At 71.7% G+C, this 26,009-nt stretch carries 28 protein-coding genes; 18 read left to right on the forward strand and 10 right to left on the reverse strand.

The genetic code is table 11. The annotated features are described in order from the left end of the window. Positions 1-218: 218 nt before the first annotated feature. The gene (locus tag ACWGPE_RS02625) at positions 219-1,952 is read left to right on the forward strand and encodes an acyl-CoA dehydrogenase family protein (protein ID WP_452048069.1); all 1,734 of its coding nucleotides are present in this window, start codon (positions 219-221) and stop codon (positions 1,950-1,952) included. An 85-nt stretch (positions 1,953-2,037) separates the two neighbouring features. Here ACWGPE_RS02625 and ACWGPE_RS02630 read toward each other — a convergent pair whose 3' ends face one another. Then, the gene (locus ACWGPE_RS02630; protein WP_452048070.1) at positions 2,038-2,616 is read right to left on the reverse strand and encodes a dihydrofolate reductase family protein; all 579 of its coding nucleotides are present in this window, start codon (positions 2,614-2,616) and stop codon (positions 2,038-2,040) included. 172 nt (positions 2,617-2,788) lie between these two features. On the opposite strand from ACWGPE_RS02630, the gene ACWGPE_RS02635 reads away from it, so the two are divergent. Together ACWGPE_RS02635 and ACWGPE_RS02640 are read left to right on the forward strand one after the other, a co-directional pair. Next, positions 2,789-3,361 carry a hypothetical protein gene (locus ACWGPE_RS02635; protein WP_452048071.1) on the forward strand — a complete coding sequence of 191 codons (573 nt, stop codon included), beginning with the start codon at positions 2,789-2,791 and terminating at the stop codon, positions 3,359-3,361. Between the two features lie 14 nt (positions 3,362-3,375). Next, positions 3,376-4,248 carry a hypothetical protein gene (locus ACWGPE_RS02640; RefSeq protein ID WP_452048072.1) on the forward strand — a complete coding sequence of 291 codons (873 nt, stop codon included), beginning with the start codon at positions 3,376-3,378 and terminating at the stop codon, positions 4,246-4,248. Positions 4,249-4,566: 318 nt separating this feature from the next. Here the strand turns inward: ACWGPE_RS02640 and ACWGPE_RS02645 are convergent, their stop codons facing one another. After that, positions 4,567-5,568 (reverse strand): N-acetylglucosamine kinase, encoded by a 1,002-nt coding sequence (locus tag ACWGPE_RS02645; RefSeq protein WP_452048129.1) that lies wholly within the window; start codon positions 5,566-5,568, stop codon positions 4,567-4,569. Positions 5,569-5,752: 184 nt separating this feature from the next. Between ACWGPE_RS02645 and ACWGPE_RS02650 the strand changes: the two genes are divergently transcribed. The 7 genes from ACWGPE_RS02650 (at position 5,753) to ACWGPE_RS02680 (ending at position 13,758) form a co-directional block, all read left to right on the forward strand. Continuing rightward, complete coding sequence (locus tag ACWGPE_RS02650) at positions 5,753-7,051, forward strand: sugar ABC transporter substrate-binding protein (protein ID WP_231429934.1); 1,299 nt, start codon at positions 5,753-5,755, stop codon at positions 7,049-7,051. A 5-nt stretch (positions 7,052-7,056) separates the two neighbouring features. Next, positions 7,057-8,025, forward strand: a complete 969-nt coding sequence (locus ACWGPE_RS02655; RefSeq protein WP_231429935.1) for a carbohydrate ABC transporter permease — start codon at positions 7,057-7,059, stop codon at positions 8,023-8,025. A gap of 128 nt (positions 8,026-8,153) precedes the next feature. Next, entirely contained in the window at positions 8,154-8,945 is a 792-nt protein-coding gene (locus ACWGPE_RS02660) for a carbohydrate ABC transporter permease (protein WP_275505580.1), read from the forward strand. A 41-nt stretch (positions 8,946-8,986) separates the two neighbouring features. After that, positions 8,987-10,468, forward strand: coding sequence for a glycoside hydrolase family 3 protein (locus ACWGPE_RS02665; RefSeq protein ID WP_452048073.1), 1,482 nt, complete (start codon positions 8,987-8,989; stop codon positions 10,466-10,468). Beyond that, positions 10,465-11,844: an anhydro-N-acetylmuramic acid kinase gene (locus ACWGPE_RS02670; RefSeq protein ID WP_452048074.1), complete on the forward strand. Its 1,380-nt coding sequence runs from the start codon at positions 10,465-10,467 to the stop codon at positions 11,842-11,844. Before ACWGPE_RS02665 ends, ACWGPE_RS02670 begins: the two co-directional genes overlap by 4 nt. Then, positions 11,841-12,797, forward strand: coding sequence for an N-acetylmuramic acid 6-phosphate etherase (gene murQ, locus ACWGPE_RS02675; RefSeq protein ID WP_231429938.1), 957 nt, complete (start codon positions 11,841-11,843; stop codon positions 12,795-12,797). The genes ACWGPE_RS02670 and murQ overlap by 4 nt, the downstream gene beginning before the upstream one ends. 76 nt (positions 12,798-12,873) lie before the next feature. Next, positions 12,874-13,758 carry a MurR/RpiR family transcriptional regulator gene (locus ACWGPE_RS02680; RefSeq protein ID WP_231429939.1) on the forward strand — a complete coding sequence of 295 codons (885 nt, stop codon included), beginning with the start codon at positions 12,874-12,876 and terminating at the stop codon, positions 13,756-13,758. Positions 13,759-13,896: 138 nt separating this feature from the next. On the opposite strand, the gene ACWGPE_RS02685 is transcribed toward ACWGPE_RS02680, so the two are convergent. The 3 genes from ACWGPE_RS02685 to ACWGPE_RS02695 all read right to left on the reverse strand — a co-directional run bounded on the left by ACWGPE_RS02685 (position 13,897) and on the right by ACWGPE_RS02695 (position 16,307). Further along, positions 13,897-15,015 carry a carboxylate-amine ligase gene (locus ACWGPE_RS02685; protein ID WP_231429940.1) on the reverse strand — a complete coding sequence of 373 codons (1,119 nt, stop codon included), beginning with the start codon at positions 15,013-15,015 and terminating at the stop codon, positions 13,897-13,899. Between the two features lie 75 nt (positions 15,016-15,090). Continuing rightward, positions 15,091-15,627 (reverse strand): DUF2510 domain-containing protein, encoded by a 537-nt coding sequence (locus ACWGPE_RS02690; protein WP_452048075.1) that lies wholly within the window; start codon positions 15,625-15,627, stop codon positions 15,091-15,093. A gap of 107 nt (positions 15,628-15,734) precedes the next feature. After that, on the reverse strand, positions 15,735-16,307 hold the full coding sequence (locus tag ACWGPE_RS02695) for a VanZ family protein (protein ID WP_231429942.1): 573 nt from the start codon (positions 16,305-16,307) through the stop codon (positions 15,735-15,737). A gap of 373 nt (positions 16,308-16,680) precedes the next feature. Between ACWGPE_RS02695 and ACWGPE_RS02700 the strand changes: the two genes are divergently transcribed. The 4 genes from ACWGPE_RS02700 to ACWGPE_RS02715 all read left to right on the forward strand — a co-directional run bounded on the left by ACWGPE_RS02700 (position 16,681) and on the right by ACWGPE_RS02715 (position 19,023). Then, positions 16,681-16,884 carry a cold-shock protein gene (locus ACWGPE_RS02700; RefSeq protein ID WP_231429943.1) on the forward strand — a complete coding sequence of 68 codons (204 nt, stop codon included), beginning with the start codon at positions 16,681-16,683 and terminating at the stop codon, positions 16,882-16,884. Between the two features lie 212 nt (positions 16,885-17,096). Next, on the forward strand, positions 17,097-18,191 hold the full coding sequence (locus ACWGPE_RS02705; RefSeq protein WP_374201160.1) for a fatty acid desaturase family protein: 1,095 nt from the start codon (positions 17,097-17,099) through the stop codon (positions 18,189-18,191). A gap of 107 nt (positions 18,192-18,298) precedes the next feature. Continuing rightward, positions 18,299-18,505: a cold-shock protein gene (locus tag ACWGPE_RS02710; protein ID WP_159602901.1), complete on the forward strand. Its 207-nt coding sequence runs from the start codon at positions 18,299-18,301 to the stop codon at positions 18,503-18,505. A 209-nt stretch (positions 18,506-18,714) separates the two neighbouring features. Further along, entirely contained in the window at positions 18,715-19,023 is a 309-nt protein-coding gene (locus ACWGPE_RS02715; protein ID WP_452048076.1) for a TFIIB-type zinc ribbon-containing protein, read from the forward strand. A gap of 75 nt (positions 19,024-19,098) precedes the next feature. Here the strand turns inward: ACWGPE_RS02715 and ACWGPE_RS02720 are convergent, their stop codons facing one another. Continuing rightward, positions 19,099-19,932: an aldo/keto reductase gene (locus tag ACWGPE_RS02720; RefSeq protein ID WP_452048077.1), complete on the reverse strand. Its 834-nt coding sequence runs from the start codon at positions 19,930-19,932 to the stop codon at positions 19,099-19,101. Positions 19,933-19,967: 35 nt separating this feature from the next. After that, entirely contained in the window at positions 19,968-21,203 is a 1,236-nt protein-coding gene (locus tag ACWGPE_RS02725; RefSeq protein ID WP_452048078.1) for an MFS transporter, read from the reverse strand. A 120-nt stretch (positions 21,204-21,323) separates the two neighbouring features. Here ACWGPE_RS02725 and ACWGPE_RS02730 point away from each other — a divergent pair, with 120 nt between their 5' ends. After that, positions 21,324-21,776, forward strand: a complete 453-nt coding sequence (locus ACWGPE_RS02730) for a MarR family winged helix-turn-helix transcriptional regulator (protein ID WP_275505365.1) — start codon at positions 21,324-21,326, stop codon at positions 21,774-21,776. 85 nt (positions 21,777-21,861) lie between these two features. Here ACWGPE_RS02730 and ACWGPE_RS02735 read toward each other — a convergent pair whose 3' ends face one another. Continuing rightward, entirely contained in the window at positions 21,862-22,287 is a 426-nt protein-coding gene (locus ACWGPE_RS02735) for a VOC family protein (protein ID WP_275505366.1), read from the reverse strand. 213 nt (positions 22,288-22,500) lie between these two features. On the opposite strand from ACWGPE_RS02735, the gene ACWGPE_RS02740 reads away from it, so the two are divergent. From ACWGPE_RS02740 to ACWGPE_RS02750, 3 genes are read left to right on the forward strand one after another with little or no spacing between them, the layout of a single operon-like run. Further along, entirely contained in the window at positions 22,501-22,929 is a 429-nt protein-coding gene (locus tag ACWGPE_RS02740; protein WP_231429949.1) for an ArsR/SmtB family transcription factor, read from the forward strand. Next, complete coding sequence (locus tag ACWGPE_RS02745) at positions 22,926-23,396, forward strand: SRPBCC family protein (protein WP_231429950.1); 471 nt, start codon at positions 22,926-22,928, stop codon at positions 23,394-23,396. The genes ACWGPE_RS02740 and ACWGPE_RS02745 overlap by 4 nt, the downstream gene beginning before the upstream one ends. Before the next feature lie 43 nt (positions 23,397-23,439). Continuing rightward, on the forward strand, positions 23,440-23,880 hold the full coding sequence (locus ACWGPE_RS02750) for a VOC family protein (RefSeq protein ID WP_275505367.1): 441 nt from the start codon (positions 23,440-23,442) through the stop codon (positions 23,878-23,880). A gap of 122 nt (positions 23,881-24,002) precedes the next feature. Here the strand turns inward: ACWGPE_RS02750 and ACWGPE_RS02755 are convergent, their stop codons facing one another. Both ACWGPE_RS02755 and ACWGPE_RS02760 read right to left on the reverse strand, forming a co-directional pair. After that, on the reverse strand, positions 24,003-24,620 hold the full coding sequence (locus ACWGPE_RS02755) for a GyrI-like domain-containing protein (protein ID WP_452048079.1): 618 nt from the start codon (positions 24,618-24,620) through the stop codon (positions 24,003-24,005). Positions 24,621-24,718: 98 nt separating this feature from the next. Beyond that, positions 24,719-25,978 carry an MFS transporter gene (locus ACWGPE_RS02760; RefSeq protein ID WP_452048080.1) on the reverse strand — a complete coding sequence of 420 codons (1,260 nt, stop codon included), beginning with the start codon at positions 25,976-25,978 and terminating at the stop codon, positions 24,719-24,721. Positions 25,979-26,009: the final 31 nt, after the last annotated feature.

Below are 26,009 nucleotides of genomic sequence, written 5' to 3' on the forward strand. Positions count from 1 at the left end.
GGGCTGATGACCCGTGTGCCCGGCTGCATCGTCGCACCCCCGTCCGACATTGCAGCGTTACAGCAAAACACGCGCTCACCCGGGACGCAAGCGGACCGGGGCATCCGACCCACTCCGTTCACCGAGGGCGAAATCCGACGCGACCAGCGGGTTGAGCAGGAGCGAAGCGACGTCTCGAAACCGCGCCCGAGCGACCAGAATGACGGTGGAGGTCGACGATGACACGGACGCACGAGGTGCAGAACCAGGTTCCGCCGCGCGAGGCGGTCGACGAGTACGCGACGAACCTCGCGCTCGTCGAGGCGGTCGCGAGATGGGGGCGGGATGCCTCCGCGGGAGCCGCGGGCGGGTCGATGCGCGAGCGCGGTGGCGGCACCGACCTCTCCGAGATCGGCCGGCGCGTCGGCTCCGCCGCCTTCCAGCGCGACGCCGAGCGCGCGAACACGCACCCGCCCGTGGTGCACACCCACGACCGGTGGGGCCGCCGCATCGACGAGGTCGAGTACGACGACGCGTACCACCGGGTGATCGCGGCGGCCGTCGGCGCGGGCGCGCACACCGGGGCGGTCGCCGAGCCCGGCCCCGGCGCGAACGTCGATCGGGCCGCGGCCTTCCTCCTCTTCGCGCAGGTCGAGCCCGGCCACGCCTGCCCCGTGTCGATGACGCATGCCGCGGTGCCGACGCTCCGGCTCGCGGCATCCGGTCTCTCAGGTCACTGGATGCCTCGCCTGCTGAGCCGCGCGTACGACCCGGCCCTCGGCGGCACGTCGAAGGCGTCGGCGCTCATGGGCATGGCGATGACCGAGAAGCAGGGCGGCTCGGACGTGCGCGCCAACACGACCCGGGCCGAGCGGCGCACGGGCGCGGGGCTCGCACCCGAGTGGGGCGCCGAGTACTCGCTGACCGGCCACAAGTGGTTCTGCAGCGCACCGATGAGCGACGCGTTCTTCGTGCTCGCGCAGGCGCCGCACGGACTGAGCTGCTTCTTCGTGCCGCGCGTGCTGCCCGACGGATCGCGCAACGTGTTCCGCATCCAGCGGCTGAAGGACAAGCTCGGCAACCGCTCGAACGCGTCGAGCGAGATCGAGCTCGACGGCACGACCGCGTGGCTCGTCGGCGACGAGGGTCGCGGCGTCGCGACGATCGTGCAGATGGTGACGCGCACGCGGCTCGACTGCGTCATCGGCACGGCGGCGGGCATGCGGCAGGCGGTCGTCGAGGCGGCGTGGCACGTGAGGCACCGCGCGGCGTTCGGGGCGCGGCTCGTCGACCAGCCGGCGATGACGGCGGTGATCGCCGACCTCGCCCTCGAGTCGGAGGCGGCGACGTGGACGGCGATGCGGTTGGCACGCGCCTACGACGACAGCGAGCCGACGGCGCCCACCGGGGCGAGCGGCTCGGAGCCGGCGTTCCGGCGCCTGGCGACGGCCGTGGCGAAGTACTGGGTGTGCAAGCGCGGGGCCGGCCACTCGGCAGAGGCCCTCGAGTGCCTCGGCGGCAACGGGTACACCGAGGCGTTCCCCCTCGCGCGTCGCTATCGCGAGCAGCCGCTGCTCGCGATCTGGGAGGGGTCGGGCAACGTCATCGCGCTCGACGTGCTGCGCGTGCTCGCGCGCGAGCCCGAGGCGTTCGAGGCGTTCTTCGCCGAGGTCGGGCTGGCGGCCGGCTCGTCGGGGACGTTCGACGTCGCGCTCGCCGAGGCGCAGGCGCTCGTGCACTCGCTCGGCGCGGCGCTCGCGAGCGATGCCGCCGGTGCGGGCTCGGCGGCGCTGCGCGCCCGGGAGCTGACCGAGCGGCTCGCGCTCGTGCTGCAGGCCTCGCTGCTCGTGCGCTTCGCGCCCGAGCCAGTCGCCGACGCGTTCGTGCGCACGCGGCTCGGCGGCGAGGGCGGGTGGCAGTACGGCGTGCTGCCCGCCGGTGTCGACCTCGCGGCGCTCGTCGCCCGCGCGTGATCCCTTCGGTCGAGTGGCGCCGGCGCGGAGCGACGACGCGCGCCGAAACCTTGCCGCGACCGCCTCGAAACCCGAGGCATCCCCCTCACACCGGGCGGTAGTACGCGACGATGACCCCCTTCGGCGTGGTGACGCTCCGGGTGAGCTCGAGTCGTTGGTGCGTGTCGCCGAACATGCGCTCGCCGGTGCCGAGCACGAGCGGATGGATGATCAGCACGTACTCGTCGATGAGCCCCGCCGCTGCGAGCGAGCGCACCAGTTCACCGCTGCCGAGGATGCCGAGGTCGTCGCCGTCGGTCTGCTTGAGTTCGGCGACGGTGTCGGCGGCGTTGCCGACGAGCAGCCGGGAGTTCTGCCACGAGAGCCGCGTGTGCGGGTCGCGCGAGACGACGTACTTGTCGGCGGCGTTGAGGAACGTCGTGAACGGGTTGCCGTCGGTCTGGTACGGCCAGAACGCGGCCATGTTGTCGTACGTGCGGTGGCCGAAGAGCATCGCGCCGCCTTCGCCCATCCCGGCCGACATCTCGGAGGCGAGCATGTCGTCGCTGTCGGGCACGGCCCATCCGCCGTAGGGGAAGTGACCGCGCCGGTCTTCGTCGGGGCTCGCCGGTGCCTGCATCACGCCGTCGAGTGAGACGTGGTTCGTGACGGTGATCCTGCGCATGCGCTCATCTTGCGCCCGCCGGAAGGCGGCCGCCACCGGTTGATTCGCGCTCATCGGTCGAGTAGCGGCGGAAGCCGGTGGGTCGAGGAGCGCCGAAAGTCGGTCGGTCGAGCACCGTGCCGCCTGTGGATAACCGGCTCACCTCCGAAGCTCCTCGCCTATGGTGGTCGCCATGTCGATCTCACGCCCGATTGCCACCGCGCTCGCCGCGGCCGGGCTTGCGGGCGTGCTGGTCTTCGGGCTGAGCGCGTGCTCGCCCGGGCCCGGTCCGAAGCCGTCGCCCACGCCGAGCGCGAGCGCCGAGCCGATCTTCGAGTCGGACGAGGAGGCGCTCGCCGCCGCGGTGAAGGCGTATGAGGCGTTTCTCGAGGTGTCTGCCCATGCGACGAGCGAGAGTGGGGCGAACGACGAAGAGCTTGCAGCTGTCGCGAGCGGTCAAGCTTTGGACGCGCAACTCGAAACCGTCAATGACTTTGCAGCAAAAGGGCTGCACTCAACTGGCACTCGCATGTTTAGTGTGCACGAGCTTCAGAAGCACGACGAAGGTCACGACGGCGCAAGCGTGACGGTGTACATCTGCGACGATCTACGTCCTTTCGACATTCTCGACTCGTCCGGAAAGTCTGCCGTCGCGCCCGATCGAGTGAACGACGTTCCGTACTTGGTGGTTTTCGAGGGCTCCTCGTCAGACCACCTGCTGGTGACAGAGCGAACGCTCTGGGACGGCAGCAACTTTTGTCTCTGAATCGAACTGTCAGCGTGATCGTGATCGTGATCGTGTTCGCGATCGCTACGGCGCCCCTTTCGGCGCCAAGTATTGCGTTTGCCGATGGCCCTGGTACCTGTTCTGAGACCGAGATCGGACTTGGTCTGTGCGAACCGTTGGTGACGACACCCGAATCCGGTCGTGTCGATCTCGGCGTTGGAATCAGTTCGGGTACTCCAGGTGATGGACTCAACGGAGCGGGAGATCGAAATGGCAGCGATGCGGGTGGTTATGCCGAAGACGACCCAGGCCCGCGCGGCTCGATCGACGTGTGGTCGGGCGACAACTGGCAACAGCTGTGCGGAGCGAACTTCGAAGGCGACTGCTCGCGCCTGAACGAGCCCGCACCGCCGCCGACTCCGCCAAGGCCCGGCGGCCCGGTGGTGGTGACGCTGCGAGACATCGCGTCGTTCCGTCCGACTCCGCCGGTGAGCGTGATGGAGCCGAACGGCTGGGCGGTCGTCGGCGTCCCGGCGAACTTCGTCGCTGAGGCCTCGTCCGAGGTCGTCTCGGGCATCCTGCTCGGGCGCACGGCCGAGGTGCGTTTCACGCCGGTCGGATACCGCTGGTCGCACCGCGACGGTGCCGTGGTCGAGAGCGCCTCTCCCGGAGCGAGCTGGACCGACCTCGGCGTCGCCGAGTTCACCCCGACCGGCACGAGCCACGTCTACGCCGAGCGCGGCGAGTACACCGTGACGCTCGAAGTGGTGCTGTCGGCCGAGTACCGGTTCGGCGGGTCGGGTTGGCAGTCGATCGCGGGAGTGCTCGCGGTCGCCGGAGATCCCGTACCGGTGCTCGTCGGCGAGGTCGACACGGTGCTCACCAACGGGGACTGCCGGGCCAACCCGTCGGGCCCCGGCTGCTGACCCCATAACCGCGCGTCGCGGTCACCGCGGTCACCGCGGGCCCGCCGCCCGGAGGGAGGGGCACCGCTCGGCAGGAACCTTCGACAGCGAAGGCCGTATCCGCGGGAGAACGTCCGATTCTCCTGTGCTCCGGGCGCATCCTGTGGTTCGTATGGTCGGCTCGGCCCCACGAACTGGCCGGGAGAGACCGACGTACAGGATGAGCCGGCCGGCAGGGTCGCATGCGCGACTGCTCGCCGAATAGTCCTGCAACATGCAGGGAACTCGGTATCACCATGGTCGCACCCGGCGCCTCGGGGCCACCCCTGCCGGGCGCCGTCACCGCCAGAGGAACGGCGGATGCCCCTCGCGCACCCCGCCGATCGCCACGAGCCGCGCGAGCCGCACGGATCCGTCGAGCGGCGCCCCAGCCGGGGTGACGAGCGACGCGTCGGGAGCGAGCCGCGCGAACGCCGCGCGGAACGCCTCGGTGAACGCCTTGCCCGACGCGAAGACCCCGCCGACCCCGGCGGCTCGGCGCGGCAGCGCCGGGTCGAGCGCCGCGACGAGGGTTTCGGCCACGAGGGTTCCGGCCGTCGACATGATGCGAACGGATACCGCGTCGCCGAGTTCGGCGAGCCCCGAGACGTCCGCCGCGAAGCCCGCGAGCACCGCACCGCGATCGTCGCGCGTGTAGAGCTGACCCGGCCAGGTCGGGGCGGGGCCGAAACGGGACTCCGCGGCCGACAGCAGCGCGGAGGCACCCCGGTCGAGACCGTCGTGCGCCATGATCGCCGCCTTGAGGCCCTCGATGCCGATCCAGGCGGCCGAGCCGCGGTCGTCGTAGAGGTGCCCCCATCCGCCGACGCGTCGCCAGATCTCGCGCAGGTCGGTGCCGAGCGCGATCGCGCCCGTGCCGACGGCGACGACCGCGCCCGGGGCGCCGCCGAGGGCGCCGAGGTGGGCGGTGAGCGCGTCGATCGCGAGCGCGACCGGCGCGCCGCCGGCGGCATCCGACAGCGCCGCGATCGAGGTCACCGGGTTCGCGACGAGCGAGGCGAGCCCGGTCGCGCCGATCGCGACGGCCGCGATCCGTGGTGCGGTCGCGCCCGGCGCGTCGCCCGCGCCCGCACCCGCAGCCGAACCCGCACCCGCAGCATGACCCGCCGCCGCCCCCCGCGCCCGCTCGATGAGTTCACGCGCGACCGAGAGCGCCGAACTCCCGTCGCCCGACACCGAGACGGGCGGCCCGTCGATCAGCACGCGGCCCTCGCCGAAGGCGCCGTCGAGCGGCTCGACCGCGGCCCGACTGCCCGTGCCGCCGATGTCGATACCCAGCACGACTTCCAAGCGTTCGGAAGTTTCTTGCAAAACTGGCGCCATTCCCGAATACTACTTCCAGAGTCATCGACTGTTGCGGATGCCGGATCACCCTACGTCCACAGCATCACATCCGGGCCCTCGGGCCCACCACCAGCAGGGCATCACGCGTGCCCACGACCAGTTTCAACGAGGAGACCAACCGATGAACAAGCGCTTCCTCCCGATCGCCGCGCTCGGCCTCGCCGCCGCGCTCGGCCTGACCGCGTGTTCCAGCGGCTCGGGCGACGGCTCCGGCGACGGTGCCACGAATGCCGAGGGCCAGACCCTCACCGTCTGGATCATGGAGGGCACCAACCCCGACTCGGAGGCCTACTTCGACGAGGTCGGCGACGCCTTCACCGAGAAGACCGGGGCGAAGCTCGACGTCGAGTTCGTGCAGTGGGCCGACGCCCACGACCGCTTCGTCACGTCGATCGCCGGTGGCACGACGCCCGACGTCGCCGAGACCGGCACGACCTGGACGGCCGAGTTCGCCGACGCCGGCGCCCTCGCCCCGATCGGCGACTACGTCGACGAGGCGGGCCTCGGCGACGACCTCGTCGAGGGTCTCGTCACGGCGGGCACCTACGACGACGAGCTCTACGGCATGCCCTGGTACGCGGGCGTCCGCTCGCTCGTCTACCGTGCCGACATCTTCGAGGAGCTCGGCATCGAGGCGCCGACCACGTGGGACGAGATCGTCGCCGCCGGTGACAAGATCAAGGCCGCGCACCCCGACATGATGCCCTTCGCCGTTCCCGGCGACGCCGAGTTCGGCGTCTACCCCTGGGTCTGGGGCGCGGGCGGCGAGGTCTCGACGCTCGAGGGCGACGAGTGGGTCTCCGGCATGGCCAGCCCCGAGTCGCAGGAGGGCATCGGCTTCTACACGGGCCTCGCGACCGAGCACGGCTTCTCGTCGGCCGGTGCGACCACGTGGAAGGAGACCGACGTGCTCGACAACTTCGCGCAGGGCAACATCGCCATGGCCCTCATGGGCTCGTGGACGCCCGCCGCGATCGTCGAGAAGAACGCCGAGATGGAGGGCAAGTTCGCCGCCACCCCGATCCCCGGCAAGGACGGCGGCATCGCCCCGTCGGTGCTCGGCGGCTCGCACCTCTCGATGTTCGAGACGGCCGAGAACAAGGACCTCGCGTGGGCCTTCATCGAGCTCATGACCACGGGTGAGTTCGCCGAGAAGTGGGGCGAGCAGTCGGGCTACTTCCCCGGCCAGACCTCGCTCCTCGACGACGCGATCGCCTCCGACGACCCGCTCGTGCAGCCGTTCGCGCAGCAGATGGTCGAGGGCGGCGGCACGGTTCCCGTGACCCCGACCTTCGGCGCCGTCCAGGCGAAGAAGACCACCAACACCGCCATGCAGGCGATCCTCTCCGGGCAGAAGACGGTCGAGCAGGCGCTCACCGACGCCGCCGCGGAGATGGACGAGATCATGAACGGCAACTGACGCACGTGTCGAACACCCTCCAGGTCCCGTCGGCCGTGCAGGGAGCCCCGGCTCCCCGCGCGGCCGGCGGGCCCGCCCGCAAGAGCCTCCTGACCCGGAGCCGCCCCTGGCTGCTGCTCGCGCCCGCCCTCGCGGTGCTCGCCGTGCTCATGCTGTGGCCGCTCGTGCGGGTGTTCCTCTTCTCGCTGCAGGACTACGGCCTGCGCGAGATCGTCTCCGGCGAGCCGAACTGGATCGGCATCGCCAACTACGGCGAGATCTTCACGAGCCCCGAGCTCTACACCGTCGTGCTGCCGAACACGGTCGGCTTCGCGGTGCTCGCCGTCGCCGGCACGGTCGCCCTCGGCACCGCGGTCGCCGTGCTCATGGCGAGCCTCGGCCTCTTCTGGCGCACCGTCGTCGGCAGCGCCATCATGATCGCCTGGGCGATGCCCGCGGTCACCGGCACCTACGTCTGGATCTGGATCTTCGACGCCGACCGGGGCATCTTCAACGAGACGCTCGAGGCGCTCGGCCTGATCGACGAGCCGGTCAACTGGTTCACGAACCGCTACACGTTCTACGCCATCGTGCTGCTGAACGTCATCCACCACGGCTTCCCGTTCGTGGCGATCACGATCCTCGCGGGCCTCCTCGGCGTGCCGAAGGAGATGCTCGAGGCCGCCGAGATGGACGGCGCGGGCGCCTGGCGCCGCTTCTGGCGCATCATCGTGCCGAACCTCAAGCAGGTGTTCGCGGTCGTCATCATCCTGTCGACGATCTGGGACTTCAAGGTCTTCGCGCAGGTCTACCTCATGCCAGGCGGTTCGGGCTCGAACCGCGAGGCGCTCAACCTCGGCGTCTGGTCGTACGTCGAGTCGTTCGGCCAGAACCGCTACGGCTTCGGCTCGGCGATCGCCGTGCTGCTCACCCTCGTACTGCTCGCGATCACGGTCGTGTACGTGCGCACCATGCTCAAGGAGGAGGAGCTGTGAGCACCGACACGACGAACCGGGTGGATGCCTCGAGCCGGCGCAGCACCGAGGCATCCGGGCCGACCGTGGCGGGTCTGCGGCGCAGCCGCCGAACCGCCCGCAAGACGCGCGTCGCCGCCGGCAAGGCCGTGCTCGTCGTCGTGCTGCTCGCCTTCACTCTCTTCCCCGCGTTCTGGATGCTCTCGAGCGCCTTCGACGCGAAGGCCGGCGCCGGCGGGCAGCAGCTGCTGCCGCGCGAGTGGTCGCTGTCGAACTTCGAATACGTGCTCACCGAGGGCGGGTTCGACGTGTTCCTGCGCAACTCGGCGATCGTCGCGCTCGTCACCGTGCTCGCGAGCGCGCTGCTGGCGCTGCTCGCCTCGGTCGCGGTGGCCCGGTTCCGGTTCACGTTCCGCACGACGATGCTGCTCATGATCCTCGTCGTGCAGATGGTGCCGCTCGAGGCGCTCGTGATCCCGCTCTTCGTGCAGGTGCGCGACCTGCAGCTGCTCAACACGTTGCTCGGCCTCATGGTCGTGTACGTCGCGCTCTCGCTGCCGTTCGGCATCTGGATGCTCCGCGGCTTCGTCGCGGCCGTGCCCGTCGAGCTCGAGGAGGCCGCGTACATCGACGGCGCGAGCTGGGGCCGCATGTTCCGCTCGGTGCTGCTGCCGCTCGTCATGCCCGGCCTCGTCGCGACGAGCGTGTTCTCGTTCATCACGGCGTGGAACGAGTTCATCTTCGCCATGACCCTGCTCGGAGGGGCGACCGAGAACTACACGGTCGCGATCGGGCTCAAGCAGTTCTTCGGAGAGCACTCGAACGAGTGGGGCTACATCATGGCCGCCTCCACGATCATCACGATCCCGGTGATGGTCTTCTTCGTCATCGTCCAGCGTCGCTTGTCGAGCGGCCTCGTGGCCGGCGCGGTGAAGGGGTGACCGCCGCGGACGATCCCACCATCAGGGCTACGGTGGGCGGAGTGCTCTGGCCCGGCTTCCTCGGCCGGAGCACTCCGGATTGGCTTCGCCGCGAACTCGACGCGGGCCTCGCCGGCGTCGTGCTGTTCGCGCAGAACCTCGCTCCCGCGGGTGGGCGAGCAGCGAGTGCCGGCGAGCGCATCGACACCTCCGCCGACGATCTCGATGTGCTGCGCCGCTCGACCACCGATGCGGGGGCCCGCCCCCTCCTCATCGGCATCGATGAGGAGGGCGGCAACGTCACGCGGGCGGAGGCGCACACCGGGTCGAACCTGCCGGGTGCCGCGCAGCTCGGCTTCGTCGACGACCTCGACGCGACCGAGGCGGTCGGCCGCGAGCTCGCCCGTCGGTCGCTCGCGGTCGGTGCGAACGTCGTGCTCGGCCCCGTCGCCGACGTCAACACCGACCCGCGCAACCCGGTGATCGGGGTGCGCTCCTTCGGCGCCGACCCCGAGCGCGTCTCGCGTCACGTGGTGGCGTCGCTCCGGGGCATCCGCTCGGCCGGAGCCGCCGCTTGCGTGAAGCACTTCCCCGGGCACGGCGACACCCACCTCGACTCGCACCACGCGATGCCCGAGCTCACGATCGGACTCGATGAGCTCGAGCGCAGGCATCTGCCGCCGTTCCGTGCGGCGATCGGCGCGGGCGTCGAGGCCGTCATGACGGCGCACATCGTCGTGCCCGAGTGGGGCGACCGGCCGTCGACGCTCAACCCCGTCGCGCTCGGCCGCCTGCGCGAGCTCGGCTTCGACGGCGTCATCGTCACCGACGCGCTCGACATGGCCGCGGTGCGCGAGTCGGTCGGTGCCGGCCCTGGCGCCGTGCACGCACTGCTCGCGGGGGCCGACCTGCTGTGCATCTCGAACCCCGCGAACCTCGGCACGGCCGCCGCGCCCGACCAGGACGAACGCGACTTCCGCGAGGTGCAGCACGCGATCTTCGCCGCGATCGACGACGGCACCCTGCCGTTCGCGACGGTCGAGCGTGCGGCCCGGCGGGTGGGCCGGCTCGCCGATGCGGTCGCCGAGCGCGCGGCGGTCGCCGCCGCCTCGGTCGCCGCCGACGACGGGTGGATGCCTCGGGGCGCGCGCCGCGTCGCGCGGGAGGCGATCACGATCGACGGTGCCGTGCCGGCGCTGCCCGGTGCCCGCACCGTGCTCGACCTGCGCGGGCGATCGACCCTCGCCGTCGCGAGCGACCGCGACTACGTCGAGCGCACGCTCGCCGCGGGCGGCGAGGTGCTTCGCGCCGACGCGCCGGTGCCCGAGCGGGGGGCGCTCGTGGTGCTCGTCGACCGGATCGGCGCCGACGGGGCGCAGCGCGACCGGGTGTCGGCCGTCGCCGCCGTGCGTCCCGATGCGGTCGTGGTCGACGTCGGCCTGCCCGGCGGGCCGTTGCCGCTGCCGACCCTGCACACGCGGGCCGCCAGCCTGCTCGCGGCGGAGGTCGCGAGCGAGCTGCTCGAGTCGGGGGTCCGCGCGTGATCGTGCTCTCGCTGCAGTCGGGCACCTCGGCCGACGGCATCGACGTGGCCGTCGTCGACATCGCGGTTGCCGGTGGGTCGAGCGACGAAGGAGCTTCTCGAGACCACGGTTCCGACGTGCTCGGGCCCGAACGGGCCGCTGCGTTCCCTCCTCGACCGCCCGGCCTCGCGATGACCCCGCTCCACGCCGAGACCGTCGCGTGGGAGCCGGCGCTCCGCACCGAGATCCTCGCCGTCACCGCCGGCGCAGCGCGGGATGCGGGCGCCTGGACCCGGCTCACGAACGACCTCGGCCGGGCCTTCGCGGCGGCGGCGGCCCGAGGCATCCGCGAGTCGGGCGCGACGCCCGACCTCATCGTCTCGCACGGCCAGACCGTGCATCACCAGGTCGAGCACGGGCACGCCCGTGGCACCCTGCAGCTCGGCGAACCCTCGTGGATCGCCGAGCTCACGGGCGTGCCCGTGCTCTCCGACGTGCGCATGGCCGACATCGCGGCGGGCGGCGAGGGGGCGCCGCTCATGGCGTTCTTCGACCGGCTGTGGCTCGGCGCCGAGGCGCGCACCACAGGCCGGACGATCGCGACGGTCAACCTGGGCGGCATCGCGAACGTGCAGCTCGTCGGCGCCGACGGCCGCGTTATCGCGTTCGACAGCGGACCGGGCAACGGCCTCATCGACGCCGTCGTCGACCGCGAGACCGGCGGTGCCGAGGGTTACGACGTCGACGGAGCTCGCGCGGCCGTGGGTCGCGTGCACGAGCCGCTGCTCGCCGAACTGCTGCGGCACCCGTACTTCGCGGCGCCCGCGCCCAAGTCCACCGGGCGCGAGACCTTCGACCTCGCCGTGGTCGACGCTGCGGTCGAGGCCGTCGGCGGCGCCGGCGACCCCGCCGTCGACGACCTCGTCGCCACGCTCACCGAGCTCACCGCTCGCACCGTCGTCGACGCGATCGCGCCCGACGGTGCGCCGGACCCGCCGGCGACGCTCATCTGCTCGGGCGGCGGCGCACTCAACCCCGTGCTGCTCGCGCGCATCGCCGCGCTCGCGAACGAACGCGGCATCGCCGTCGAGTCGAGCGCTGCGCGCGGCGTCGATCCCGCGTTCAAGGAGTCGCTCATGTTCGCGCTCCTCGGCTTCTGCAGCCTGCACGGGGTGCCGATCGAGCTGTCGACCGGCCCCGAGCGAGCCCGCGTGCTCGGCCGCCTCTCGCCCGGCCGCGCGGCATTCGCCCTGCCCGAGCGGCTCGCCGCCGCGGCATCCGTGACCGTCGAATCGCCGGCCGTCGGAACCCGGGCGACCGGGCCCCGTATCACCGAACACCGCACCACCGAACACCGAACCACCGAACACCGCATCACCGGGGGAGTCACGCAATGAGCGGTCAGGCACCGCAGTCGGCCGAGCATCGCGCGTTGCGCGAGCTGCTCGGCGAACTCTCGACCGAGCAGGTGAACGAGGCCCACGCCGGGTTCGACCTGCTCTCGACCGAGTCGCAGCTCGCGGCCATGCACGACGAGAGCGCCCAGGCCGTCGCCGCCGTGGCCGAGGCGACCCCGCAGATCGCGGCGGCGATCGACGCGATCGTGGCGCGCCTCCGCGGCGGCGGCCGGCTCGTCTACGCGGGCGCCGGCACGGCCGGGCGCATGGGCGTGCTCGACGCGAGCGAGATCCCGCCGACGTTCGGCACCGATCCGGCTCTCGTCGTCGGCCTCATCGCGGGCGGCGACGTGGCGCTGCGGTCGGCGGTCGAGGACGCGGAGGACGAGGCCGCCCGCGGCGCCGCCGACCTCGAGGCGATCGGCCTCGGGCCCGACGACGCGCTCGTCGGCATCTCGGCCTCGGGCCGCACGCCGTACGTGGTCGGCGGCATCGAGTACGCGAAGCGCGTCGGCGCCCTCACGGTCGGCTTCGCGTGCAACCGCGGGTCGGTGATCGGTGCGGCCGCCGACCTCGCGATCGAGACGGTCGTCGGGCCCGAGATCGTCGCCGGATCGACCCGGCTCAAGGGCGGCACCGCGCAGAAGCTCGTGCTCAACGCGATCTCGACGATCGCGATGGTGCGGCTCGGCAAGGTGCACGGCAACCTCATGGTCGACGTGCAGGCGACGAACGCGAAGCTCCGCGCCCGCGCGGAGCGCATCGTGATGCAGGCGACGGGCGTCGACGCCGCCCGCGCGGCCGCGGCGCTCGCCTCCGTCGACGGCCACGTCAAGGCGGCGATCCTCGTCACCATGACTGGGGCCGCCCCGGAGGTCGCGCTCGCGCGGCTCGCCGCCGAAGATGGAGTGCTGCGCGATGCGCTGTCGAGCGTGCGCGCGTCGCCGGAGTGAAGCGCGCGGCAGCAGGGCAGAGTGGTCACGACGGTGCGCAGCGGTGCACCGCAGAACGTAAGGAACCGGAACGGCGATGTCGGCGAACGTGCTCTCCTCCGTACGCGAGGCGCTGCCGCGCCTGAGCTCCTCCGAGGCGCGCGTCGCCGAGGCGATCATCGCCGACCCGACCCTCGTCGTCGACCTCACGATCACCGAGCTCGCGGGGGTATGCGGCACGTCGCTGTCGACCGTCGCGAGGTTCTGCCAGACGCTCGGATACTCGGGGTACCGCGAGTTCCGCATGGAGGTCGCGAGCGCGGTCAGCCGCGAGGCGGCCGAGCGCGACCGCTTCGGCCTCGCGAACGTCGACATCGACCCCGATGACTCGGCCGCCGACGTCGTCGCGAAGATCGCATTCCACGAGGTGCTCGCGATCGAGCAGACCGTCGAGGGGCTCGACACGACCGTGCTCGACGCGGTCGTCGACGCGATCGTCGCAGGCGCGCACGTCGACCTCTACGGCTTCGGCTCGAGCGGCCTCACCGCGCAGGACCTGCAGCAGAAGCTCGCCCGCATCGGCATGTCGGCGTTCTGCTCGGTCGACGTGCACCTCGCACTCGTCTCGGCGGCGCTGCGCCGCCCCGGTGACGTCGCGATCGGCATCTCGCACTCGGGCCTCACGGCCGAGACGAACCACGCGCTCGAGGTCGCCCGCGAGGCCGGCGCCACGACGGTCGCCATCACGAACTCGCCCGAGTCGCCCGTCGCCGAGGCGGCCGACTTCGTGCTCACGACGCACGCGCGCGAGTCGAGCTACCGCATGGGCGCGATGTCGAGCCGCATCGCGCAGCTCGCGGTCGTCGACTTCCTGTTCGTGCGGGTCGCCCAGCGTCGGGGCGACGCGGTCGCCGAGCCCCTCCAGCGCACCTTCGAGGTCACCGCCCGGCACCGGGTGCCGCCGCGGCGTCGGCCGGCCTGACCGGCGGCTGCGGCCGGTTCGCGATCGCCGGCCCTTGCGCACCCTCCGACAGGACGAGCGGGCAGACAGGCCCGCACGCCACCGTCGGTCGGCCGGCCCTGTCGAACCCGCGGATGCCTCGTGCCGGAGCGCGGCCCGTCAGCCCTCTGCGGTGAACGTCGCCTGGTAGAGCTCGCGCAGTCCGGCCATCCCCGACGCGGCGAACGCAGCCCGCTGCCGGGCGGCCCCCGTCCCGTGGTCGAGCAGCCGACCGAGCCCGAGTCGGACGAACTCCGCGTCGCCGCTCCGCTCGAGCGCGGGCGCCAGCAGTTCGAGCGCGTGCCCGACGACCTCGGTGGCCGGCCGCAGCTCGGCGAGCACGGGGTCGAACACGGTGCTCGACAGGCCGCGGTGCGCCGCGTGCAGGAGCGCCGCGCTCAGGAGCTCGGGCCCGGCCGCTGCGGACTCATCGGGCAGCACGGCGCTCGCCGCGCCGGGCCCGCCGACCGGGTCGGTGATACTCTCGACGAGGGCGCGGCAGAGCGCGGCGACGAGCACCGACTCGCCGACCTCGAGCTGGGCGTCGGCGACCCGCACCTCGACGGTCGGCACGTGCGACGACAGCCGGGCGGTCCACATGACGACCGCGCGGTCCTCGGTGCCGCCGACGCCGATCAGCCGCTCGAGCCGGCGGTCGTAGTCGACCGCGTCGATGAACTCGGGCGGGGTGCCCGTCGTCGTCCAACGCCGGATCCCGACGTTGCGCCAGCTCTCGTACCCGGTGTCGTGGCCGCGCCAGATCGGCGAGTTCCCGGTGAGCGAAGCGAGGAGTGGCAGCCAGTGACGCGTCGCGTTGAGCGCGCGCACCGCGAGGTCGCGGTCGGTGACGCCGACGTGCACGTGCAGGCCCTGGATCTGGTGGTCGGCGATGACGCCCTGCATGTCGTCGACGATCCGCCGGTACCGCGGGGTGTCGGTGATCGTCGGGAACGGCAGCGCGTCGGGCGGGGTGCCGACGCTCGCGACGACGACCCCGAACCGCCGGGCCTCCGCCTCGAGCTCGCGCCGGAACCCCATGAGTGCGGCGGTCGCCTGCCCGGTCGTGTCGAACACCGCCGAGGCGTGCTCCACCTGCGCGGCGAGGAACTCGCGCTTCGCGACGGCGCGCCATGCCGGCTCGGCGGCGAGGTGCGCGAAGGCCTCGTCGGCAACGTCGACCGGACGGAGCGTGCGCGGGTCGAGGAAGACGAACTCCTCCTCGATGCCGAAGGTGGCCATCGACCCTCCTCTTCGATGCTCGAACTCTCGCGAGCGCGTGCCCCGTTGTCAAGGGGTCGACGCGCGCCGCGGCGGTCAGCCGAGCAGCATCATCGCGATCGCCGAGGCGATCGCGATGGTGAGGGTTCCCGCGGCGAGGGAGGCGAGCACGAGCAGGGCCACCTGGCCGACCGAGAGATCGTCGCGCGGGTGCGCCGGCGCGAGCCCGTAGACCGACACGGATGCCGCGGGCCGATCGGTCGGCGTCGGCACGGTCGTGTGCTCGGGGACGAACCGGATCGTGCGCGTGACGTGGGCGTCGTCGTCCTCCGAGGCGGCGACGAGCGCGGCGAGCACGGGGTCTGCGCCTCCGGCGCCGTGCTCGTGCTCCGGGGCGGTGGCCGCGCCCGGTGCGCCGGCCGTATCCGGTGCGATGGCCGCGGGCGGCGGGGGCGGCGCGGGCGGCGCGGCGGGCTCCTCGACTGGCGCCGACTCGACTGGCGCCGACTCGACTGGCGCCGACTCGATCGGCTTCGGCACGGTGTGCGGAGTCCAGCCCCGCCCGTCCCAGTAGCGCAGCGCCGAGGCATCCGCCTCGTCGTCGTACCAGCCCGGCGCGCGCCGCTCAGCCATGCGCGACCGCCCGCACGCGATGCGCCCGCACGGTGCGCAGCGAGCGCCGGATCGCGACGATCGCGGGTACGGCGGAGGAAGTCACCAGCCGAGTGTACGTGGGCGCGCTAGGCCGCGCGATCGGCAGAACTCCCCATGGCGGCGAGTGCCGGTTCGTGGTTCGCCCGGGCCGGATCGGGGGCGGTCGCCGACGGGTACGCGAACGCCGGCAGGTCGGCGGTCGCGGCGTCGATCGCCTCGACGGGGGAGCGCACCTCGGTCGCCGCGACGGCACCCGCGCGACGCACCATGCGGGCCGTCTGCACGAGCACGACGCCCACGACGGTGCCGGCGGTGTTCATCACGAGGTCGCGCGGATCGGAGATGCGGTCGGGCTCGGGCAGCTGGATGAGCTCGATGACCGTGGCGAAGCCGAGCCCCGCGAGCATCGCGAGCGGCCAGAGCCGTCGCGCGATGAGCAGCGCGGCGAGGGCGCCGACGGGGATGAACAGGGCGACGTTGAAGGCGATCTCGGCGAGATAGCCGGTCGTCCACGTGACGGAGGCCGTCCACGCGTCGGGGTTCAGGATGCCGCCGTCGACCTGGTGGCTCGCGGTGCGCCACGGCGCCGGACCGATCGTCACCCACAGCACCACGGCCGCGTACGCGGCGGCGACGAGACCGAGGGGGCGGCGATCCATTCCTCGATTCTGCCCCGGATCGCCTGCGAGCGGGCTGGAATCCGCACAGAGTGTCCTGAGAACGCGAATCGGCCGGCGATGCGCGACATCACGCCGAATGTCACGATCCGGTCGCGACCGGGTGTGCGGGCGCGCGCGAGCATATAGGGTGGCGATCACTGATTCCTCCATCATGCGGGCACACGCCCGCGCCTCCATCTGATTGCCCGGAGGCGGATCGATCCGCGTGGCATGACCCGATACGAGCCGGCGGATGCCCGAGTGCAACCCCGCCACTCGCCCCTCGCCCGGGCGGCACCCGTCGCCCGAGCAGCGATCGAGAGTCGATCGCATCGGGTCGCAGGTGCGGCCCGCACGACAGAAGGACAGCAGTATGGCAACCGGAACCGTCAAGTGGTTCAACGCCGAAAAGGGCTTCGGCTTCATCGCCCCCGACGACGGCTCGGCCGACGTCTTCGCGCACTTCAGCGCGATCACGGGCTCGGGCTACCGCTCGCTCGAAGACGGCCAGCGGGTCGAGTTCGAGGTCGCACAGGGCCCCAAGGGCCTGCAGGCGGAGAACATCCGCGCCGTCTAGGCGCCGGCTCCAGAACGCCGTCGCAGCCTCGGGCTGCGGCGGCGTTCGCTGTCTCCGCCGCAGGACCCGACTCACCGGCCGGGTGCAGTCCCGGCCCGCACCGCGGAAATCTCCCAGCACGTTCCCATGCGTTTCCCGTAGAGTCGAAGCATCTGCAGCGAGTAGTCACTCGCGAACCCCGGCTGGGAAGTCGACGAAAAGCTGGGAACACCATCTCTCACACCGAATCCCTCGGTGCGATCCGGGCGACGAAGCCCCGCACCGGTACTGCCGACATCACACGCAGTTACACCGCCCTCTCCCGGGTCGTTCGCGAGTCCGGCCTCCTGAACCGCACGCGGTGGTTCTACCTCGCTCTCGTCATCACCCTGACCCTCGCCCTCGGCGGGGCGATCACCGGTTTCATCCTGCTCGGCGACTCCTGGTTCCAGCTGCTCATGGCCGGCGCGCTCGGCCTGATCTTCACGCAGTTCGCCTTCCTCGCGCACGAGGCGTCGCACCGTCAGGTGCTCGAGTCCGGCCCGGCCAACGACCGCGTCGGCCGCATCCTCGCGGCCGGGGTCGTCGGCATCAGCTACACGTGGTGGATGACGAAGCACACCCGTCACCACGCGAACCCGAACAAGCTCGGCAAGGACCCCGACATCGACTTCGACACGATCTCGTTCGTCGAAGCCGATGCCGAGAAGCAGCGCGGGCTCATGGCGCTCATCACGCGCAAGCAGGGCTACCTGTTCTTCCCGCTGCTCACCCTCGAGGGGCTCAACCTCCACTTCCGCTCGATCCGCACGCTCTTCGACCGCGGCCCCGTCAAGGGCCGCTGGATCGAGCTCAGCCTCATCGCGGCGCGCTTCGCCGTGTACCTCGGTGCGATCTTCTGGGTGCTGCCGCTCGGCATGGCGTTCGCCTTCATCGGCGTGCAGCTCGCCGTGTTCGGCGTCTACATGGGCGCCTCGTTCGCGCCGAACCACAAGGGCATGCCGATCATCCCCGCCGACGCGAAGCTCGACTTCCTCTCGAAGCAGGTGCTCACCTCGCGCAACGTGTCGGGCGGCCTGTGGGCCAGCGCCCTGCTCGGCGGACTCAACTACCAGGTGGAGCACCACCTGTTCCCGAACATGCCCCGACCGCATCTCGCCAAGGCGCGCGAGATCGTCCGCGAGCACTGCCGCACGCTCGGCGTGCCCTACACGGAGACGACGCTGCTGCGTTCGTACGGCATCGTCATCCGCTACCTCAATCGCGTCGGACTCTCCGCACGCGACCCGTTCGACTGCCCGATGGTGAACCAGTTCCGTCGGGTCTGAACTCCACACGCTTCCGGCGGCGGACGTCGCCGTCGGAACCCCGCACGACCTCGCGTCGTGCACGTCGCAGCCGCCCCGGCGGCTCGGCTTTACAGAAGGAAAAGAATATGGCTACCGGAACCGTCAAGTGGTTCAACGCCGACAAGGGCTTCGGCTTCATCGCTCCCGACGACGGCAGCGCCGACGTCTTCGCGCACTTCAGCGCGATCGCGTCGGGCGGCTACCGCTCGCTCGAGGAGAACCAGAAGGTCGAGTTCGAGACCGCCCGCGGCCCCAAGGGTCTGCAGGCTGAGAACATCACCGTCATCGGCTGATTCTCGCCTCCCAGCGGGCCCGGCCGGTCGCATCGACAACCGGGCCCGCGACACCGAGCGGATGACTCGGCAGCCGCCTCCTCGCGAGGCTGGCGCCGGGCATCCGCTCGCGTGCGTTCCGGGTGCCCCACGGTCCGTCGACGGCCCGGTGAGCGGATGCCCAGCTTCGATCCCTACGCTCGGGAGCACGACCCCGAGGAGGAGCCCCGATGCAGTGCCCCAGTGACGGAACCGTGCTCGTGATGAGCGAGCGCAGCGGCATCGAGATCGACTACTGCCCGACGTGTCGAGGCGTCTGGCTCGACCGTGGCGAGCTCGACAAGATCGTCGAGCGCGCCAGCCGCGAGTTCGGCGGCGGCCAGGCCGCTCCGCAGGCGCCTGCCGCTCCGCGGCCGCCCCAGCAGCCGGCCTACGGCCAGCAGCCCTACGACAACCGCGGCTACGACCGCGGGTACGGCGACCAGGGCTACTACCGCAAGAAGAAGAAGGAGAGCTGGCTCTCCGAACTCTTCGACTGAGTCTTCCGCGCTCGGATGCCGCGGCGTCGACCCTCTCGCGGGGCGGCGCCGCGGCATCCGTCGTTCTGGAGGCGGTCAGGCCGCGTGGAACTCCGCCGGGTGAGGGCCGGTGCGACCGTCGCGCTCGAGCGCGTCGATCGCGTCGAGCTCGGCGGCGGTGAGGTCGAACCCGAACACGTCGAGGTTCGCCGCGATGCGCGACGGTGTGACCGACTTCGGGATCACGATGCGCCCCTGCTGCAGGTGCCAGCGCAGCACGACCTGCGCCGGGGTGACGTCGTGGCGGGCGGCGATGCCGGTGACCGCGTCCTCACCGAGCACGGCGCCCTGCGCGAGCGGGCTCCACGCCTCGGTGAGGACGCCGTGGCGCGTGTTCGCCGCGACGGTGGCGCGGTTCTGCATGGCGGGGTGCAGCTCGACCTGGTTGACGGCGGGCACGACGTCGGTCTCGGCGATCAGCCGCTCGAGATGCGCGGGCTCGAAGTTCGAGACGCCGATCGCACACACGCGACCCTCGGCGTAGAGCCGCTCGAGCGCCCGCCAGGTGTCGACGTAGCGGTCGCGTTCGGGCGTCGGCCAGTGCACGAGGTAGAGGTCGAGTCGGTCGAGCCCGAGCTTGCGGAGGCTCTCGTCGAAGGCGCGCAGGGTCTGGTCGAAGCCCTGGTCGGAGTTCCAGACCTTGGTCGTCACGAACAGCTCGTCGCGGGCGAGGCCCGACTCGGCGAGGGCTCGGCCGACGCCGGTCTCGTTGCCGTAGATCGCCGCGGTGTCGATGCTGCGGTAGCCCGCCTCGAGTGCGGCGGCAACCGCGGCGGTCGTGTCGGCGTCGGGCACCTGGTAGACGCCGAATCCGAGCTGCGGCATCTGCACCCCGTTGTTGAGGGTGGCCGTGGGCACGGTGGGGTTCATGGTTTCGCTTTCCGTGGTGGGTGGTCGGGCGGGGCTCAGTGAGCCGCAGCGGGGGTCGGACAGGTCGCGGGGCCGGCCGGCGCCGAGGCATCCCGCCTCGAAGCCGACGCGGCGCCGGCGCGTCGCGCGGTCACCGCCGCGACGGTCATCACGGCGAGCGCCGCGAGGGTGATCACGGCGCCCGTCGCGATCGGCGACGTGTAGCCGAGGCCGGCCGCGATCGTGGCGCCGCCCGCCCATGCGCCGAGCGCGTTGCCGAGGTTGAAGGCCGCGATGTTCGCGCCCGAGGCCAGCGTCGGCGCCCCGGCGGCGTATCGCATGATGCGGCTCTGCAGCCCGGGCACGGTGCCGAAGCCGAACGCGCCCATGAGCACCAGCAGCACGATCGTCGCGGCAGGGCTGAACGCGAGCCAGGCGAACAGGGCGAGCACGACGACGAGGGCGGCGATGAAGGCGAGCAGGGTGCCGTCGATCGAGCGATCGGCGAGCCGGCCGCCGGCCCAGTTGCCGACGACGAGGCCTGCGCCGAAGAGCACGAGCAGCCAGGGCACGGTGCCCGCGGCGAAGCCGCTGACCTCGGTGAGCGTGTAGGCGATGTAGGTGAAGGCGCCGAACATGCCGCCGAAGCCGAGCACGGTGACGGTGAGCGAGAGCCAGACCTGGCCGGATCGGAAGGCGCCGAGTTCGCGACGCAGGCTCGGGGCCGAGGTCGTCGTGCCGGTGGCCCGCGCGACGGGTACGAGGGCCGCGACGCCGACGAGGGCGATGACCCCGATGGCCGAGATGGCCCAGAAGGTCGCGCGCCAGCCGAACTGCTGGCCGATGAAGGTGCCGAACGGCACGCCGAGCACATTGGCGGCGGTGAGGCCGGTGAACATGACGGCGATCGCGCCGGCCGCCCTCTCTGGGGCGACGAGGCTCGCGGCGACGACCGAGCCGATGCCGAAGAACGCGCCGTGGCAGAGGGCGGCGACGATGCGGCCGGTCATCATGAGCTCGTAGCTCGGGGCCATCGCCGAGATCGCGTTGCCTGCGATGAAGAGCACGAGCAGGCCCATGAGCACGGGTTTCCTCGGGAGGCGGACGGTGGCCGCGGTGAGGCCGAGCGCGCCGACGACGACCGCGAGCGCGTACCCGGAGATGAGCCAGCCGGCCGCGGCCTCGCTCACGCCGAAGTCGGCGGCCACCTCCGGCAGCAGGCCCATGATGACGAACTCGGTGAGCCCGATGCCGAAACCGCCGATGGCGAGTGCGATGAGTCCGAGTGGCATGCGCCGCCTCCTGATACAGTGGAAGACAATTAGTTGCAGACGCGTTCTATTGCGTGAGCGACCTAAATACTTGCACACGCAAATAGAAAGCGCAAGCAACTATTTTTCGAAGGAGGCACCATGGGCATCGCCGACGACGCCGTCGAGGTGCGTGCGCAGGGATGGCGCACGCTCGCGGCCCTGCACGGGCTCATCGAATCGGAGCTCGAGCGGGCGCTCGGCTCGGCCGTCGACCTGTCGGTCGTCGAGTACACGGTGCTCGACGCGCTGAACCGGCAGGACGGCTGGCACATGCGCATGCAGCAGCTCGCCCGTGCCACGGCGCTGAGCCCGAGCGCGACCACCCGCCTCGTCAACCGGCTCGAGGACCGCGCCCTGCTCACCCGCATCCTCTGCGCCGACGATCGGCGCGGCATCTACACCGAGCTGACCCCGGCCGGGCGGGCGCTCTACGAGCGCGCGCGCCCGATCCACGACGAGACGCTCGAGCGAGTGCTCGCCGAGGCGTCCGCGCAGCCCGAACTCGCGCCCGTCGTCGACGCCCTGCACGCGGCCGCGCCCGTCGCGGGCTGACCGCGGCGGCCTCGCCCGCCGAGGCCGCCCGAACACCAGGGCGCCCGGGCGGAGCGCCCGGACGCCTCGTCGTCGTGGTGGCGTCTCAGCCCTGGGCTTCGCCCCCGATGTTCACGAGCCAGGTGACGCCGTAGCCGTCGACGCACATGCCGAAGGCGTCGCCCCACGGTGCGACCTCGAGCGGCACGATCTCGGACCCCGACGCCAAGAGCTTCTCCCAGTAGCCGCGCAGTGTCGCGTCGTCCTCGGGCCCGCCGGAGAGCGAGACCGAGATGTTGCTCGTGGTCGCGGCCGGCGGCATGTGACTCGGCGTGTCGGCGGCCATGAGCACGAGACCCCCGTCTCCCTCGAGCTGGCCGTGCATGATCTTGTCGGCGTCGCCCGGATCGTCGGCCTGCCCGAACTCGGCGAACGTGCTCATCGTGAGCTCGCCGCCGAACACCGAGTGGTAGAACTCGAGCGCTGCGCGGGCGTCGTCCTGGAAGTTGAGGTACGGGTTGAGCCGAGCCATGGTGCGTCCCTTCGTCGAGGTGTGCGGTCAGGGCCGATGATTCTCGCTCGTCGCACACGCCGCAAGCCCCGGTTCGCACCGCGCCGCCGGGGCGTCGCAGGCCGGGATGCCTCGTGACCGGACGAATCTCGAACGAGGTCTTGACGCTGACGTGCGACCGTCGTACTCTTAATCAACCAAACGGTTGATCAAAGAACAGGTTGAGGAGGAGTGATGATCGTGGACCCGAGCGCGGACGACCGGCTCGATCGCGCGTTCATGGCTCTCGCCGACCCGGTGCGCCGGCGCATCATCGCCCGGCTGAGCCGCGGGCCGGCGACCGTCAACGAGCTCGCCGACCCGTTCGAGATCACCAAGCAGGCCGTCTCGAAGCACATCCAGGTGCTCGAGCACGCGGGTCTCGTCACACGCACTCGCGACGCGCAGCGTCGCCCCGTGCACCTCGACCCGGCGGCCCTCGAAGCCCTCACCGCGTGGATCGACCGCTACCGGCTGATCCACGAGCAGCAGTTCCGTTCACTGGATGCGCTGCTCGCCGAAGACCGCGGCACCGACGTCGCGGCATCCGAAGCCGACCAGGTCGGCGACATCTCCGAGCGCGGCCGACCGGCCGCGCCGCACACGAAAGAGACAGGACAATGACGAACCCCGTCACCATCACCGCCCCCGAGGGGCTGCCCTTCATCGAGATCGAGCGCGAGTTCGACGCCCCCGTCGAGGCGGTGTTCGAAGCGCACCGCGACCCGGCGCTCGTGAAGCAGTGGCTCGGGCCGAACGGCTACGAGATGAGCATCGAGCGCTGGGACTTCGTCTCCCAGGGCGGGTACCGCTACGTGCACACCGACACCGACGGCGCCGACTGGGCGTTCAACGGCACGTTCCACTCGGTGCGCGACAACGAGCTCGCGATCCAGACCTTCGAGTTCGAGGGGTACCCCGACGTCGTCGCGATCGAGTCGCTCACGTTCGAGGACCTCGGCGGCGGGCGCTCGAAGCTCCGCATCCACTCGGTCTACCCGACCGTCGAGAGCCGCGACGGCATGGTCGCGAGCGGCATGGAGCGCGGCGTCACCGAGGGATACGCCCGCCTCGAGTCGCTCGTCGCCTGACCTGCTCGACGAACCGGCGACGCAGGACGAAACGGAGCACATCATGGACTGGACCCTCGAGGTGGTCATCGTTCCGGTGGCCGACATCGATCGCGCGATCGAGTTCTACCGCGACCGCGTCGGCTTCGAGCTCGACCACCACACCGTCAACGAGCACATGGATGTCGCGCAGCTGACTCCGCGCGGATCCGGATGCTCGATCGTCGTCGGCGACCTGCCGACCCAGCGCGAGATGGCCCCCGGTTCGCTCAAGGGCCTGCAGCTCGTCGTCGCCGACGCCGAGGCGGCCCGGGCCGAGCTCGTCGGGCGCGGCGTCGAGTGCAGCGAGATCGTGGTGTTCGACGAGCGCGACGGCGGCACCTTCTTCGGCTTCGCCGACCCCGACGGCAACTCGTGGGCGGTGCAGCAGATCAAGGCCCGTGCCGAGCGCCCGCTCATCCCCGTCGAGGCGCGGCAGCGCTTCGGTGCCGAGCAGGAGGGCTGAGCGGGCCGCCATGCGGCGCCACGATCTCGGAGATCGCCACGGCCTCGGACGCATCCGTCGGATGGATCCGAAGGGCTGCGGATCTCCGAGATCGTGGCGCGCGTTGCGACCCGGGTGGGTGGTCAGGCCGCGCGGGCTACGGGCTGCCGCAGGATCGTGCGCAGCTTCTCGGGGGCCGTGCGGCGCGGGTCTCCGAGGTAGACCTCGTGGTGCAGCCCGTTGAAGCGCAGGCCGTGCCCCGGCATGAACTCGTCGTGCAGTCGCGCGAGCGTCGGCCCCTCGTCGTCGTAGGAGCCGATGTGCAGGGTCTGCACGCTGAGGCCCTCGTCGAGGGTCTCGAGCCGCACCCGCGAGGCGGCGGGCGCCTTCGCGGCGGCCTCGGCGACCGCGGCCTCGAACCGCTCGAGCTCGAGCCAGTCGGGCTGCCAGATCATCATCGTCCACGACCAGGCGGACTTCTCGCGGCTGACGAACGTCGCCGGGTCGTCGGCGCCCCACAGGCCCTCGAGCGGACCCACGACGTGGTCTCGATCGAGTTCGCGCTTCAGGGCGAACTTCGCCGCGTACGAGACGGCGTAGAGCGCCTCGACCGCCGCGGCGTACTCGGGTGCGGTGTTCGGGTCGCCGCGGCCGTCGACCATCGCGTACCGGAGCGGCGGCACCTCGACGAGGTCGAATCGGCCGCGCCGCGCGGTATAGCTCGCGATCTCGCGCTTGGGGTCGAACTTCGTCGTCGCCATGCCGCCCATCATGCCGCGGCCGGCCGACACCGCCCTGATCGAGCGGGGCACCGAGTGCGCCCGGTGCGGGCGCGACGTGCCGGTGCGCGAGCCGCGGCTCAGGCGTCGACCGCGGCGGTCGAGCCGGTGCTCGTGGTCGCGGCAGTCGTGACCTCGGCCGGCCGGCGCCGCACCTGCCCCGCGACCGAGAGGCTCAGGATCATCACGGCACCGACGGCGAGCAGCGCGTAGCGGGCGCCGACCTCGTCGGCGAGGAGCCCGAGCAGCGGCGGCGCGGTGAGCGACGAGATCGTCGAGAACGACGTCACGACCGAGACCCGTTGCCCCGCCCTCGACGGGTCGTCGGACGCCGCCGAGATCGCGATCGGGTTGCCGAGCGCGGTGCCGCAGCCCCACAGCACGATGCCGACCCATGCGATCGCGAGGTTCGGCCCGAAGACGAAGAGGGCGAGACCGACGAGCGACGAGACGCCCGACGCGCGCAGCACGGCGACCCGGCCGAACCGGTCGATGAGCCCGGTACCGACGAAGCGGAACACCGTCATCGCCCCGACGAACGTGCCGTACGCGACGGCGCCGATCGCCTCGGTCGACGCGAACCCGTCGACGACCGCGAGCGTGAGCCACGTCGTCGCGGCGCCCTCCGCGAGCGACGCGGCGAGCAGCACGACGCCGAGCAGCAGCGTGCGCGGCTCGAGCCAGGCGCCGAGCGCCGAGCGCACCGCCTGCCGGTTGCGCGCGCCCGTGGCCGCGGCGTCGACCGACCCGGTCGCGGTCGAGACGGGCTGGCGAGCGGTGTACGCCGTCGACGGCGAGATGAGCAGCGCCCGAAGCACGGTCACCGCCGCCGTCACGACGACGACCTGCGTCGCGACGTGCACCTCGGCGAACGCGAAGGCCCCGGCGATGAGCGCCCCGCCGGCCGCCCCGATCGAGAAGGCGGCGTGGAACTGGGGCAGTACCGCCCGGCCGAGCCGCTGCTCGACCGCGGCCGCGTTGATGTTGATCGGCACGTTGACGAAGGCGCCGCAGAGCCCGTTCACGAACATGCCGGCGACGAAGAATCCGAGCCCCCAGCCGGTCAGGCCCGCGGCATCCAGCCCGAACCCGACCACGTTGCCGACGGTGCCCGCGACGAGCACGTTGCGGCTGCCGAAGCGGGCGACGATCGCCCCGATCGTGAGCGCGCCGATGAGCGAGCCGATGCCGCCGATGATGAGCAGCGAGCCGAGCTGCAGTGCGCTGATGTCGAGCGCCGTGCGGATCGACGGCATGCGGCTCATCCACGAGACCTGGATGAGGCCGAACAGGGCGAACTGGGCCATGAGCGACCAGCGGGCGCGGGAGACGGTGGGCACGCGCCGAGGCTATCAGTCAGGATCCCTTACT

This window comes from Agromyces sp. NPDC055658 (assembly GCF_053618155.1).